A 14,319-nucleotide genomic window follows, 5' to 3' on the forward strand; every position below is an offset into this window, starting at 1 on the left:
TTTAATTTCCGCCAGGTAATCAGATGACACGACTGTGCTTCACGCCATCTATTAACATGTACGTCAGTATATGGGGATGTTTCCCCCACATTCAACGCCGAGAATAGAGGAAAAATTAAAGGGGAGATAAAATCCCCCCTTTTTGGTTAACTAATTGTATGGGAATGGTTAATTATTCACCAGATGCCTGTTGCGCTTCCGGCTTGCCATAAATCAGCAACGGCTTGCTTTGACCATCAATTACCGATTCGTCGATAACCACTTTTTCGACGTCTTCCATGGACGGCAGATCGTACATGGTATCGAGCAGTGCGGCTTCTACGATGGAACGCAGGCCACGGGCACCGGTTTTACGCGCCATCGCTTTCTTAGCGATAGCATCCAGCGCCTCGTCACGGAATTCCAGATCCACGCCTTCCAGATTAAACAGCGCCTGATACTGCTTGGTCAGGGCGTTTTTCGGCTCTTTGAGGATCTGAATCAGAGCTTCTTCGCTCAGTTCATTCAACGTTGCGACAACCGGCAGACGACCAATGAACTCAGGGATCAGACCAAACTTGATCAGATCTTCCGGTTCAACCTGCGCCAGCAGCTCGCCTTCACTTGCTTTGTCAGATTTCGCTTTTACCGTCGCGCCAAAACCAATGCCGGAGCCTGTTTCTACACGATGGGAAATCACTTTATCCAGACCGGCAAACGCACCGCCACAGATAAACAGGATCTTAGAGGTATCAACCTGCAAGAATTCCTGCTGCGGATGTTTACGCCCACCTTGCGGTGGAACAGCAGCTACCGTACCTTCGATCAGTTTCAACAGTGCCTGCTGTACGCCTTCACCGGAAACGTCTCGGGTAATGGACGGGTTGTCTGACTTACGAGAAATCTTGTCGATTTCATCGATGTAGACAATCCCGCGCTGCGCTTTCTGTACGTCGTAATCGCACTTTTGCAACAGCTTCTGAATGATGTTTTCAACGTCTTCGCCCACATAACCGGCTTCGGTCAGCGTGGTTGCATCGGCCATGGTGAACGGGACGTCCAGCAGGCGCGCCAGCGTTTCGGCCAGCAGCGTTTTACCGGAACCGGTCGGACCGATCAGCAGAATGTTACTTTTGCCCAACTCGACACCATTGCTGGTATCTCCGTTGCGCAGACGTTTGTAGTGGTTGTATACCGCGACCGCCAGCACTTTTTTCGCCTGTTCCTGACCGATAACGTAATCGTCCAGGTGGTTGCGAATTTCATGCGGCGTCGGTAGCGCACTGCGTTCACGATGCGGTGCAACTTCTTTAATCTCTTCGCGAATGATGTCGTTACATAAATCAACACATTCGTCGCAGATATACACGGATGGACCGGCAATCAGCTTGCGCACTTCATGCTGGCTTTTGCCGCAAAAAGAGCAATACAGCAATTTGCCTGAGCCATCTTTGCGTTTATCTGTCATGGGTCAAAACCTCTTCTTTGTTCTTTGTGCCGCACACGACGACGCAAATGCCATTCTCAGGCGCAAGCCGCTTTATAGCGTTGTGCCGCCCTGGATAAGTATAGCGGCACAGTTGCGCCTCTGGCATCAATTACGATGGGTCAGAATCGAATCGACCAGACCGTATTCCACCGCTTCAGGGGCGGAAAGGAAGCGATCGCGCTCGGTGTCACGTTCAATCTGTTCTAATGATTGACCCGTATGAAGCGCCATAAGTTCATTCATACGCCCTTTAACTTTCAGAATTTCACGGGCATGAATTTCGATATCGGTCGCCTGGCCCTGGTAGCCGCCCAACGGCTGGTGAATCATCACGCGCGAATTCGGCAGGCAGAAACGTTTACCTTTTGCCCCTGCAGTCAGCAAGAAAGCGCCCATCGAAGCCGCCTGGCCCATACAGATGGTGCTGACATCAGGCTTGATAAACTGCATGGTGTCATAGATAGACATCCCGGCAGTGATCACCCCGCCTGGGGAGTTAATGTACAGATAGATATCTTTTTCTGGGTTTTCTGCTTCCAGGAACAGCATCTGCGCCACAATCAGGTTAGCCATGTGGTCTTCAACCTGGCCAGTCAGAAAAATGACGCGTTCCTTAAGTAGACGAGAATAGATATCAAAAGAGCGCTCACCACGTGAGGTCTGTTCAATGACCATCGGCACCAGCGCCATATGGGGTGCAAAGTTATCTCGTTCGCCGCTGTATGACATTTCCGTCTCCTGGATAAAATTGAAAAAACCTGCTGTACCGATTGTAACCTTATGGACGGATTATCAGCTAGTCCCTGTGTTATGGGTACGGCATCACCATATTTCAAGCATAACAATCTTTTGTTGTTACGCTAACACCGAAAGAGGCTTTTCGCACGGTTCCATGCAAAATTCATGACAAAAAAAAGGCCCACCACCTGGCGGTGATGGGCCTTTGTGCGAATTTAGCGCGTTATGCTGCGTAAATTACGCCTGCTGGTTCATCAGCTCGTTGAAAGTGGTTTCTTTTTCAGTCACTTTCGCTTTCGCCAGTACAGCTTCAACAGCCTGTTCTTCCAGAGCAACATTGCGCATGTTGTCCATCAGTTCTTTGTTTTTGCTGTAGAACTCGATAACTTCTTTCGGATCTTCGTACGCAGAAGCCATCTCTTCGATCAGGCCTTTAACGCGTTCTTCGTCAGCTTTCAGCTCGTTGGTGCGGATAACTTCGCCCAGCAGCAGGCCAACAACTACGCGGCGTTTAGCTTGTTCTTCGAACAGTTCGCGCGGCAGTTCCAGAGCCTGTTTTTCGTTACCGCCGAAACGCTGTGCCGCCTGACGACGCAGAACGTCGATTTCGCTGTCGATCAGCGCAGCCGGTACGTCGATGTCGTTAGCTTTTACCAGACCTTCGATCGCCTGAGACTTAACGCGGTTACGGATGGCGCTCTTCAGCTCGCGCTCCATGTTTTTACGCACTTCAGCGCGCAGACCTTCTACGGAACCATCTTCAACGCCGAAACGTTTGATGAATTCTGCAGTCAGTTCCGGCAGTTCACGCTCTTCAACTTTCTTCAGGTTGATAGCGAATTTCGCTGCTTTACCTTTCAGGTTTTCTGCGTGGTACTCTTCCGGGAAGGTCACGTCGATGGTGAACTCTTCGCCAGCTTTGTGTCCTTTGATACCGTCTTCAAAGCCCGGGATCATACGACCCTGGCCCATCGCCAGTACGAAATCAGACGCTTTACCGCCTTCGAACTCTTCGCCGTCTACAGAACCGGTGAAGTCGATGGTTACGCGGTCTTCTGCTTCAACAGCGCCGTCTTTTTCTTTCCAGGTCGCCTGCTGTTTACGCAGAGTATCCAGCATGCCGTCAACGTCAGCGTCGGTCACTTCAACGATCGGTTTTTCAACTTCGATCGCTTCCAGACCCTGCAGTTCAACTTCCGGATAAACTTCAAACTCTACAGAGTAGGTGAAGTCTTCACCCAGCTTGTATTCGCCCGGAACATAAGTCGGTGCGCCAGCCGGATTGATTTTTTCTTTAATGATGGCGTCAATGAAGTTACGGCTCATCAGGTCACCCAGAACGTCCTGGCGTACAGAGGCGCCATAACGCTGAGCAACGATATTCATTGGCACTTTGCCTTTGCGGAAGCCGTCAATACGTACTTTTTTCGCAACGTTGACCAGCTCGCTTTTAACAGCGGTCTCGATGCTGTCAGCAGCGATAGTAATCGTTACACGGCGGCCAAGGCCTTGAGTGGTTTCAACTGAAACTTGCATCTTGTTACCTCAAAAAATCACAGTGCTCGGTCAACTCTTACCCCGCAAGCACAGGTTGTTGGCTTCGCGGAACCGGGATGTTCTTATAATCAATCACATTCCCTGTTACCAGAATCATCCCGAAAGCATTCAAATAGGACGCGGCATTATAGCGGCATCACTTTTATGAGTCGAGAACGGTTATTGCGCGCTGTCGCGTATTTTTTCACAATTCCCGGGCAATTTTCGTCTGAATGCTGGGCAAAAAGCGCAAAATCCAGACAAAACAAAACGGCCCGCAGGCCGTTTTTCATAAAATCTTTAGCAACATACTGGAAAAGCGCCGACAGTTGCAAATGCGTTTTTACGCGATGCTTCCTGCTCCACGACAGGGAGGAGAGGCAAAGACGGTGTCCTGCAACCCTTCCCACTCCTTAATAGTGTAAGTATGCAAAGCCAGCGCATGAACGGTAGTAGAGAGTTCCTCCGCTAAAGTACTGTAAATCATTCGATGACGATTCAGAAAACGTTCACCCGTAAAACGATCGCTGACCAGCACAACTTTAAAATGGCTTTCAGAGCCGGCTGGGACATTGTGACGATAGCTTTCATCCACTACTTCGAGGAATACGGGTTGGAACGCCGCCCTTAATTTTTCTTCTATCCGCTCACGTATCATCATGAAATATCTCCTCCGACAACGCTGAGATGTCATCCATCCCTTTAAATACTAGCCGCTTTTACCGTTTCCATTGCAGCTTAACAACAAATATTTAGGTTTCGTCCTGGTTTTTCCGTCAAGCGTATGAAGTTTACTGATTTAAAGATTGAAACACAGGCCTCGCATCAGCGTTTCTTTTACCAGGGGCGATTATTTCGTCAACATGATGAATTTACATGCCTTACCCACTTCCCCTCGCCGTTGGCAATGTTATGATGGCGGGAATTTTTACCAAACACGCTTAAGAGTCTCTGAGAGCCCGAACATGTTCAAAAAAATCCTCTTCCCGTTAGTTGCTCTGTTTATGCTTGCAGGATGCGCAAAACCGCCAACAACTATTGAAGTTTCACCGACGATAACACTGCCACAGCAGGATCCAAGCCTGATGGGCGTCACCGTAAGCATTAATGGTGCCGATCAGCGTACCGATCAGGCGCTGGCAAAAGTCACCCGCGATAATCAAATCGTTACCCTGACAGCCTCCCGCGATCTGCGTTTCCTGCTGCAAGAAGTGCTGGAAAAACAGATGACCGCGCGTGGTTACATGGTTGGTCCGAATGGCCCGGTTAATCTGCAAATCATCGTTAGCCAACTGTATGCTGACGTGTCCCAGGGCAACGTGCGCTATAACATCGCCACCAAAGCGGATATCGCTATCATCGCTACCGCGCAGAATGGCAACAAAATGACCAAAAACTATCGTGCCAGCTACAACGTTGAAGGTGCGTTCCAGGCCTCCAACAAAAATATCGCCGATGCGGTTAACAGTGTGCTGACCGATACCATCGCTGATATGTCTCAGGACACCAGCATCCACGAATTCATCAAGCAGAACGCGCGTTAATTTCTGCCCTCTGGCCCGGTGCAAGCCGGGCCTGTAGACGCCCATGTCCAGTCAATATTTACGTATTTTTCAACAGCCACGTTCAGCCATATTGCTGATTCTGGGTTTTGCTTCCGGGCTACCGCTCGCCCTGACATCCGGCACCTTACAGGCCTGGATGACGGTCGAGAATATCGATCTTAAAACCATTGGTTTCTTCTCTCTGGTAGGCCAGGCTTACGTTTTTAAATTCCTCTGGTCACCGCTGATGGACCGCTACACGCCCCCATTTTTCGGGCGGCGGCGCGGTTGGCTGCTCGCCACGCAAATCCTGTTATTAGTCGCCATTGCGGCGATGGGTTTTCTCGAACCAAGCACCCAGCTCCGCTGGATGGCGGCACTGGCGGTGGTGATCGCTTTTTGCTCTGCCTCCCAGGATATCGTCTTCGATGCGTGGAAAACCGATGTGCTCCCGGCAGAAGAGCGTGGTGCGGGCGCGGCAATCAGCGTGCTGGGTTACCGTTTAGGGATGCTGGTTTCCGGCGGCTTAGCCCTGTGGCTGGCAGATAAATGGCTGGGCTGGCAGGGCATGTACTGGTTGATGGCGGCGCTGTTGATCCCCTGTATTATCGCGACGTTACTTGCACCAGAACCAACCGACACCGTTCCTGTGCCCAAAACGCTGGAACAAGCGGTTGTTGCACCTCTGCGCGATTTCTTTGGTCGCAATAACGCGTGGCTTATTTTGCTTCTCATCGTGCTGTATAAGCTGGGCGACGCATTCGCCATGAGCCTGACAACCACGTTTTTGATTCGCGGCGTCGGATTTGATGCAGGTGAAGTAGGCGTGGTTAACAAAACGCTTGGCTTGCTGGCGACCATTGTTGGCGCGTTGTACGGTGGGATTTTGATGCAGCGCCTGTCACTGTTCCGGGCGCTGCTGATTTTCGGCATTTTACAAGGTGCATCTAACGCCGGTTACTGGCTGCTGTCGATTACTGATAAGCATATCTACAGCATGGGCGCAGCCGTCTTTTTCGAAAACCTCTGTGGCGGGATGGGTACATCAGCCTTTGTCGCGCTGTTAATGACGCTGTGTAATAAGTCATTTTCCGCTACTCAATTTGCCCTGCTCTCAGCGCTTTCTGCTGTAGGGCGAGTTTATGTCGGCCCCGTGGCAGGTTGGTTTGTTGAATCACACGGCTGGTCGACGTTCTATCTTTTTTCCGTCGCCGCCGCCGTACCAGGGCTTATTTTATTGCTGGTTTGCCGCCAGACGCTTGAATATACACGGGTAAATGACAACTTTATCTCCCGCACCGAGTATCCGTCAGGTTATGCCTTTGCCATGTGGACACTGGCGGCGGGCGTCAGCCTGTTGACCGTGTGGTTACTGCTGTTGACGATGGACGCGCTGGATTTGACGCACTTCTCATTTCTGCCTGCTCTGCTGGAAGTCGGGGTTTTAGTCGCCCTTTCTGGCGTCGTGCTTGGTGGTTTGCTGGATTATCTGGCGCTACGAAAAACGCATCTGACGTAATCTGTAAATATTATTTAGCTGTAGTAATCACTCGCCGTAATTATTACGGCTAAATAAACATCAGCATCGCTTATTAATATTTGTTCTTTTGTGCGGCTTAGTGTTTGGAAATTATTGACGCCATTTATGAATTCTATTTTTTCTTACACGATTCAGCTAATGAGACTTTATTTCCCCACCACCCAATTGTCACCTTAATGATAATTACTTGTTAAATAAATGTTTTATTTAGCATTGGTTATACCAATTGCCCGCTCAGACTCCTTCTGCACTCCCCTTTCGTTATAACGCCCTTTTGCAACAGCTTCTTAAAATCAACTTGATATGTTTTGCAACATATGTGACCTAGCAGCCAAATCCAAGTAACAGGAATTTAATCATGTTTACAGTAATGTAACCTTCCCGTAAAATGCCCACACACTTTAAACGCCACCAGATCCCGTGGAATTGAGGTCGTTAAATGAGACTCAGGAAATACAATAAAAGTTTGGGATGGTTGTCATTATTTGCAGGCACTGTATTGCTCAGTGGCTGTAATTCTGCGCTGTTAGATCCCAAAGGACAGATTGGTCTGGAGCAACGTTCACTGATACTGACGGCATTTGGCCTGATGTTGATTGTCGTTATTCCCGCAATCTTGATGGCTGTTGGTTTCGCCTGGAAGTACCGTGCGAGCAATAAAGATGCTAAGTACAGCCCGAACTGGTCACACTCCAATAAAGTGGAAGCTGTGGTCTGGACGGTACCTATCTTAATCATCATCTTCCTTGCGGTACTGACCTGGAAAACCACTCACGCTCTTGAGCCTAGCAAGCCGCTGGCACACGACGAGAAGCCCATTACCATCGAAGTGGTTTCCATGGACTGGAAATGGTTCTTCATCTACCCGGAACAGGGCATTGCTACCGTGAATGAAATCGCTTTCCCGGCGAACACTCCGGTGTACTTCAAAGTGACCTCCAACTCCGTGATGAACTCCTTCTTCATTCCGCGTCTGGGTAGCCAGATTTATGCCATGGCCGGTATGCAGACTCGCCTGCATCTGATCGCCAACGAACCCGGCACTTATGACGGTATCTCCGCCAGCTACAGCGGCCCGGGCTTCTCAGGCATGAAGTTCAAAGCTATTGCAACACCGGATCGCGCCGAATTCGACCAGTGGGTCGCAAAAGCGAAACAGTCGCCGAACACCATGTCTGACATGGCAGCGTTCGAAAAACTGGCCGCGCCTAGCGAATACAACCAGGTGGAATATTTCTCCAACGTGAAACCAGACTTGTTTGCCGATGTGATTAACAAGTTTATGGCTCACGGTAAGAGCATGGACATGACCCAGCCAGAAGGTGAGCACAGCGCACACGAAGGTATGGAAGGCATGGACATGAGCCACGCGGAATCCGCCCATTAAAGGGGTTGAGGAAGAATAAAGATGTTCGGAAAATTATCACTTGATGCAGTCCCGTTCCATGAACCTATCGTCATGGTTACGATCGCTGGCATTATTTTGGGAGGTCTGGCGCTCGTTGGCCTGATCACTTACTTCGGTAAGTGGACCTACCTGTGGAAAGAGTGGCTGACCTCCGTCGACCATAAACGCCTCGGTATCATGTATATCATCGTGGCGATTGTGATGTTGCTGCGTGGTTTTGCTGACGCCATTATGATGCGTAGCCAGCAGGCCCTTGCCTCTGCGGGCGAAGCGGGCTTCCTGCCACCTCACCACTACGATCAGATCTTCACCGCGCACGGCGTGATTATGATCTTCTTCGTGGCGATGCCTTTCGTTATCGGTCTGATGAACCTGGTGGTTCCGCTGCAGATCGGCGCGCGTGATGTTGCGTTCCCGTTCCTCAACAACCTAAGCTTCTGGTTTACCGTTGTTGGTGTGATTCTGGTAAACGTTTCTCTCGGCGTGGGCGAATTTGCGCAGACTGGCTGGCTGGCCTATCCACCGCTATCGGGAATAGAGTACAGTCCGGGAGTCGGTGTCGATTACTGGATATGGAGTCTCCAGCTATCCGGTATAGGTACGACTCTTACCGGTATCAACTTCTTCGTTACCATTCTGAAGATGCGCGCACCGGGCATGACCATGTTCAAGATGCCAGTATTTACCTGGGCATCTCTGTGCGCGAACGTACTGATTATTGCTTCCTTCCCAATTCTGACGGTTACCGTCGCGTTGTTGACCCTGGATCGCTATCTGGGCACCCATTTCTTTACCAACGATATGGGTGGCAACATGATGATGTACATCAACCTGATTTGGGCCTGGGGCCACCCGGAAGTTTACATCCTGATCCTGCCTGTTTTCGGTGTGTTCTCCGAAATTGCGGCAACCTTCTCGCGTAAACGTCTGTTTGGTTATACCTCGCTGGTATGGGCAACCGTCTGTATCACCGTGCTGTCGTTCATCGTCTGGCTGCACCACTTCTTTACGATGGGTGCGGGCGCGAACGTAAACGCCTTCTTTGGTATCACCACCATGATTATCGCCATCCCGACCGGGGTGAAGATCTTCAACTGGCTGTTCACCATGTATCAGGGCCGCATCGTGTTCCATTCTGCGATGCTGTGGACCATCGGTTTTATCGTCACCTTCTCGGTAGGCGGTATGACTGGTGTACTGCTGGCAGTACCGGGCGCAGACTTCGTTCTGCATAACAGCCTGTTCCTGATTGCGCACTTCCATAACGTGATCATCGGCGGCGTGGTGTTCGGCTGCTTCGCAGGGATGACCTACTGGTGGCCTAAAGCGTTCGGTTTCAAACTGAACGAAACCTGGGGTAAACGCGCGTTCTGGTTCTGGATCATCGGCTTCTTCGTTGCCTTTATGCCGCTGTATGCGCTGGGCTTCATGGGTATGACCCGTCGCTTGAGCCAGCAGATTGACCCGCAGTTCCACACCATGCTGATGATTGCCGCCAGCGGTGCAGTACTGATTGCGCTGGGTATTCTCTGCCTCGTTATTCAGATGTACGTTTCTATTCGCGACCGCGACCAGAACCGTGACCTGACCGGCGACCCGTGGGGTGGCCGTACGCTGGAGTGGGCAACCTCTTCCCCGCCTCCGTTCTATAACTTTGCCGTTGTGCCGCACGTTCACGAGCGTGATGCATTCTGGGAAATGAAAGAGAAAGGCGAAGCGTACAAAAAGCCAGACCACTATGAAGAAATTCATATGCCGAAAAACAGCGGCGCCGGTATCGTCATTGCGGCTTTCTCCACCATCTTCGGTTTCGCCATGATTTGGCATATCTGGTGGCTGGCGATTGTTGGCTTCGCAGGCATGATCATCACCTGGATCGTGAAAAGCTTCGACGAGGACGTGGATTACTACGTGCCGGTGGCAGAAATCGAAAAACTGGAAAACCAGCATTTCGATGAGATTACTAAGGCAGGGCTGAAAAATGGCAACTGATACTTTGACGCACGCGACTGCCCACGCGCACGAACACGGGCACCACGATGCAGGCGGAAACAAAATCTTCGGATTTTGGATCTACCTGATGAGCGACTGCATTCTGTTCTCTATCTTGTTTGCTACCTATGCCGTTCTGGTGAACGGCACCGCAGGTGGCCCGACAGGTAAGGACATTTTCGAACTGCCGTTCGTTCTGGTTGAAACTTTCTTGCTGTTGTTCAGCTCCATCACCTACGGCATGGCGGCTATCGCCATGTACAAAAACAACAAAAGCCAGGTTATCTCCTGGCTGGCGTTGACCTGGTTGTTTGGTGCCGGATTTATCGGGATGGAAATCTATGAATTCCATCACCTGATTGTTAACGGCATGGGTCCGGATCGCAGCGGCTTCCTGTCAGCGTTCTTTGCGCTGGTCGGCACGCACGGTCTGCACGTCACTTCCGGTCTTATCTGGATGGCGGTGCTGATGGTGCAGATCGCCCGTCGCGGCCTGACCAGCACTAACCGTACCCGCATCATGTGTCTGAGTTTGTTCTGGCACTTCCTGGATGTGGTTTGGATCTGTGTGTTCACTGTTGTTTATCTGATGGGGGCGATGTAATGAGTCATTCTACCGATCACAGCGGCGCGTCCCATGGCAGCGTAAAAACCTACATGACAGGTTTTATCCTGTCGATCATTCTGACGGTGATTCCGTTCTGGATGGTGATGACAGGGGCTGCCTCTCCGGCCGTAATTCTGGGAACAATCCTGGCAATGGCAGTGGTACAGGTTCTGGTGCATCTGGTGTGCTTCCTGCACATGAATACCAAATCAGATGAAGGCTGGAACATGACGGCGTTTGTCTTCACCGTGCTAATCATCGCTATCCTGGTTGTAGGCTCCATCTGGATTATGTGGAACCTCAACTACAACATGATGATGCACTAAGAGCGGCGGTTATGATGTTTAAGCAATACCTGCAAGTAACGAAACCAGGCATCATCTTTGGCAACCTGATCTCGGTGATTGGGGGATTCCTGCTGGCCTCAAAGGGCAGCATTGATTATCCCCTGTTTATCTACACGCTGGTTGGGGTGTCACTGGTTGTGGCGTCGGGTTGTGTGTTTAACAACTACATCGACAGGGATATCGACAGAAAGATGGAAAGGACGAAGAATCGGGTGCTGGTTAAGGGCCTGATCTCTCCTGCTGTCTCGCTGGTGTACGCCACCTTGCTGGGTATTGCTGGCTTTATGCTGCTGTGGTTTGGCGCGAATCCGCTGGCCTGCTGGCTGGGGGTGATGGGCTTTGTGGTTTATGTCGGCGTCTACAGCCTGTACATGAAACGCCACTCGGTCTACGGCACGTTGATTGGTTCGCTCTCCGGCGCAGCGCCGCCGGTGATTGGCTACTGTGCAGTGACAGGCGAGTTCGATAGCGGCGCAGCAATCCTGTTGGCTATCTTCAGCCTGTGGCAGATGCCTCACTCTTATGCCATCGCCATTTTCCGCTTTAAGGATTATCAGGCGGCAAACATTCCGGTGCTGCCAGTGGTGAAAGGCATTTCGGTAGCGAAAAACCACATTACGCTGTATATCATCGCCTTTGCCGTTGCCACGCTGATGCTCTCTCTTGGCGGTTACGCTGGGTATAAATATCTGGTGGTCGCCGCGGCGGTTAGCGTCTGGTGGTTAGGTATGGCCCTGCGCGGTTATAAAGTTGCTGATGATCGAATCTGGGCGCGCAAGCTATTCGGCTTCTCGATCATCGCCATCACTGCCCTCTCGGTAATGATGTCCGTTGATTTTATGGTGCCGGACTCGCATACGCTGCTGGCTGCTGTGTGGTAACACAACCTCTCTATAAAAAAGGTGCTACGGCACCTTTTTTATTGTCTGAGAACAGAGATACGGCTAATAACCGTATCTCTTGACAGAGTGAGTATATGCACATAAATTAATCATACGGTTGATAGCCGTATTATGCATGAGATCGACTCCCTACGATTTCATTCAGTTAATCAAAGAGGTCATAATGCCTGGAAAAACAGTCGCTCTACCCGATATCGATAAAACGCTGAAAAATGCGCGGGTTGAACTCAAAACCAGTCCCGACGCCAAAAACAAACTTCGTGAAGCTGCGCAAGCCGTTGGGGTAGATTTAAGCGCTTTTATTTTGAGCGCAGCTATGGAACGCGCCGAAAGTGTGCTTGATAACCAACGTCGCCGTGAGCTTTCGAATCAAAGCTGGGAACTGATGAACCAACTCATCGCTGAACCTGCTCAACCGACGCTCGCCCTCAAGGCGTTAATGAAAAGGAAAAACAGCGATGGTCGACAAGCATGAAGAGATTACTCTGCCCATAGTCCTCTCCTGTAATTATCAGTCTGATATTACTTATCCTGGGCAAAAACAGTTTGATTGCGGTAACCCTGTTATCGATAAATTTGTACGCGCATCGCTAAAGAAAAGTGTGCGTAATAGCGACTGTGCTGCTAAAGCACTTATTGACAGACAAAGTGGTGAACTGATTGGCATCTGTACTTTTACGGCATATTCGCTGGAAAAACAACGCGTTTCTGGCGTCCTTCAGGGTTCACAACCTTCAGAGATTGGTGTTGTCAGATTAGTCATGTTAGGGGTAGCGCGGAAATATCAAAAGCGGGGCTTTGGTCAGGACCTACTATGTGATTTTTTTGAACATGTAAAAATAATTCACCGGGCATTACCAATTAAAGGGGTTTATCTTGATGCTGACCCTGCCGCCATTAACTTTTATACTCGTCTCGGCTTTGTTCAGCTTTCAGCGAGGCCCAATGTTTTCGGTGCTGTACCGATGTTTTTAGCGATTCAGCATATTCTCGCGGCTTAGATTATTATCGCCTCCGGCCATGGCAAGTTTTGCCTCAGCCGGGGACTGAGCAGCGTTACCACTTTTGTTCAATTGCCCCCGCTTTCATCAGGTCCACATCCTTGCCTTTAATGGTTGCCGTTGCGGCAACGATTGTGGTCCTTATAGCTGCACAAGATTTTCGTTCAAATTCCGGTTTATAAAGAATAAGCAACGAATTACTGGTAAATGAATCAAGCCGGTAATCTGTAAAGTTAATATCCAGTCGGTTTAAGCCGAAAGGTGCAAAGCCGACCGTTTGAATAGTTTCCTTACCTGACGGACTCTTGATGTTGTACGTAACACGAAGATTGGCCACTTCGCCTAATTTATTGGTTTTGGCAAAGAGGCTATCCATACAGGAAAAACCTTTATCTAAAAAATTATCCCGCATTCCAGAACGGGTAATCGTGATCACAGGTAACGTATCGTCAACCGTTTTTCTGTCAATCATATCTTTTCGACAGGCGGCCATAAAGTCTTCCGGACCAGCATAAATGTGAACACCCTTATCAAGATATTCTTTCGCTTTACTACAATCCACCTCGACATACTGACCATTGGCGTACATCATGCCCAACCTGGACCATGCTAAATTCACACCGCGTTGCGTAGCCTGATTAAATAACGTATACGCTTTGGCGTAATCCACTCGCACCTGTTCACCTTCGTAGTAGATATTCCCCAGCGCTAACGGAGCTTCTTCATCACCTTGTTTAGCGGCTAACTCGAACCATTTAATGGCTTCCTGAACGTTGGGTTTGGTATCGTAGCGGGGCTGATAATATTCCCAGCCTAACAGGCTTTGCGCGTCGACATCCCCCGACTCAGCCATTTTATACAGTGTCCTTATCACATCGGGGGCAGGCTTTTCACTGTATATGCTGTCATACAATTCATGCGCTTTCTCGCTTGCCAGTGAACCTTGTGAGGCAATTAATAAAATAGCCAATAAACTCTTTTTATTTAACATAAATAACTTTTATGCATCCATCACTATATTTTTCAATATACCTAACCACCAAACATCCACTTCATGAATAAATACACAGCCATAACAACCTCAGGTAATAAGTAAACATTTAAGCTGAAGCAGAATAACCAGCACCTCCAACACCTCTATTTATTGCGATAAAATAACACCATCCTTTAATAAAAAATCACACGCTCATCAACAAATCCGAAAATAATATCATTCGTGGCAGGATAAAATCAGGC

The 14,319-nt window shown here is 49.7% G+C and carries 14 protein-coding genes; 9 read left to right on the forward strand and 5 right to left on the reverse strand.

What is annotated here, in order from left to right; genetic code table 11:
* Positions 1 to 172: 172 nt before the first annotated feature.
* From clpX to bolA, 4 genes are all read right to left on the reverse strand, one after another.
* The gene (clpX, locus tag BEB42_RS07850; RefSeq protein WP_000130305.1) at positions 173 to 1,447 is read right to left on the reverse strand and encodes an ATP-dependent protease ATP-binding subunit ClpX; all 1,275 of its coding nucleotides are present in this window, start codon (positions 1,445 to 1,447) and stop codon (positions 173 to 175) included.
* A 126-nt stretch (positions 1,448 to 1,573) separates the two neighbouring features.
* Positions 1,574 to 2,197, reverse strand: coding sequence for an ATP-dependent Clp endopeptidase proteolytic subunit ClpP (gene clpP / locus BEB42_RS07860; RefSeq protein WP_000122253.1), 624 nt, complete (start codon positions 2,195 to 2,197; stop codon positions 1,574 to 1,576).
* 246 nt (positions 2,198 to 2,443) lie between these two features.
* A complete protein-coding gene (tig, locus tag BEB42_RS07865) occupies positions 2,444 to 3,742 on the reverse strand; it encodes a trigger factor (protein WP_001198386.1) in 1,299 nt (432 codons plus the stop codon).
* Between the two features lie 343 nt (positions 3,743 to 4,085).
* Positions 4,086 to 4,403: a transcriptional regulator BolA gene (bolA, locus tag BEB42_RS07875; RefSeq protein WP_000973448.1), complete on the reverse strand. Its 318-nt coding sequence runs from the start codon at positions 4,401 to 4,403 to the stop codon at positions 4,086 to 4,088.
* Between the two features lie 304 nt (positions 4,404 to 4,707).
* Between bolA and BEB42_RS07885 the strand changes: the two genes are divergently transcribed.
* The 9 genes from BEB42_RS07885 to BEB42_RS07925 all read left to right on the forward strand — a co-directional run bounded on the left by BEB42_RS07885 (position 4,708) and on the right by BEB42_RS07925 (position 13,083).
* Positions 4,708 to 5,286: a lipoprotein gene (locus BEB42_RS07885; protein ID WP_001295326.1), complete on the forward strand. Its 579-nt coding sequence runs from the start codon at positions 4,708 to 4,710 to the stop codon at positions 5,284 to 5,286.
* A gap of 43 nt (positions 5,287 to 5,329) precedes the next feature.
* Complete coding sequence (gene ampG / locus BEB42_RS07890; RefSeq protein ID WP_105267270.1) at positions 5,330 to 6,805, forward strand: muropeptide MFS transporter AmpG; 1,476 nt, start codon at positions 5,330 to 5,332, stop codon at positions 6,803 to 6,805.
* 460 nt (positions 6,806 to 7,265) lie between these two features.
* Entirely contained in the window at positions 7,266 to 8,213 is a 948-nt protein-coding gene (gene cyoA / locus BEB42_RS07895; protein ID WP_001239441.1) for a cytochrome o ubiquinol oxidase subunit II, read from the forward strand.
* A gap of 21 nt (positions 8,214 to 8,234) precedes the next feature.
* Positions 8,235 to 10,226 (forward strand): cytochrome o ubiquinol oxidase subunit I, encoded by a 1,992-nt coding sequence (cyoB, locus tag BEB42_RS07900; RefSeq protein WP_000467180.1) that lies wholly within the window; start codon positions 8,235 to 8,237, stop codon positions 10,224 to 10,226.
* Entirely contained in the window at positions 10,216 to 10,830 is a 615-nt protein-coding gene (locus BEB42_RS07905; protein ID WP_000179807.1) for a cytochrome o ubiquinol oxidase subunit III, read from the forward strand. Before cyoB ends, BEB42_RS07905 begins: the two co-directional genes overlap by 11 nt.
* A complete protein-coding gene (locus tag BEB42_RS07910) occupies positions 10,830 to 11,159 on the forward strand; it encodes a cytochrome o ubiquinol oxidase subunit IV (RefSeq protein ID WP_000019869.1) in 330 nt (109 codons plus the stop codon). The genes BEB42_RS07905 and BEB42_RS07910 overlap by 1 nt, the downstream gene beginning before the upstream one ends.
* A gap of 11 nt (positions 11,160 to 11,170) precedes the next feature.
* A complete protein-coding gene (gene cyoE, locus BEB42_RS07915; protein ID WP_000971336.1) occupies positions 11,171 to 12,061 on the forward strand; it encodes a heme o synthase in 891 nt (296 codons plus the stop codon).
* A 184-nt stretch (positions 12,062 to 12,245) separates the two neighbouring features.
* Entirely contained in the window at positions 12,246 to 12,557 is a 312-nt protein-coding gene (locus tag BEB42_RS07920; protein WP_001353405.1) for a type II toxin-antitoxin system TacA family antitoxin, read from the forward strand.
* Complete coding sequence (locus BEB42_RS07925) at positions 12,541 to 13,083, forward strand: GNAT family N-acetyltransferase (protein WP_000227787.1); 543 nt, start codon at positions 12,541 to 12,543, stop codon at positions 13,081 to 13,083. The genes BEB42_RS07920 and BEB42_RS07925 overlap by 17 nt, the downstream gene beginning before the upstream one ends.
* A 55-nt stretch (positions 13,084 to 13,138) precedes the next feature.
* Here the strand turns inward: BEB42_RS07925 and BEB42_RS07930 are convergent, their stop codons facing one another.
* Complete coding sequence (locus BEB42_RS07930; protein WP_105267271.1) at positions 13,139 to 14,074, reverse strand: tetratricopeptide repeat protein; 936 nt, start codon at positions 14,072 to 14,074, stop codon at positions 13,139 to 13,141.
* Positions 14,075 to 14,319 lie beyond the last annotated feature (245 nt).

Origin of the sequence: Escherichia sp. MOD1-EC5990, from assembly GCF_002965285.1 — a bacterium.
In the GTDB taxonomy this organism is placed as follows: Bacteria; Pseudomonadota; Gammaproteobacteria; order Enterobacterales; family Enterobacteriaceae; genus Escherichia; species Escherichia coli_F.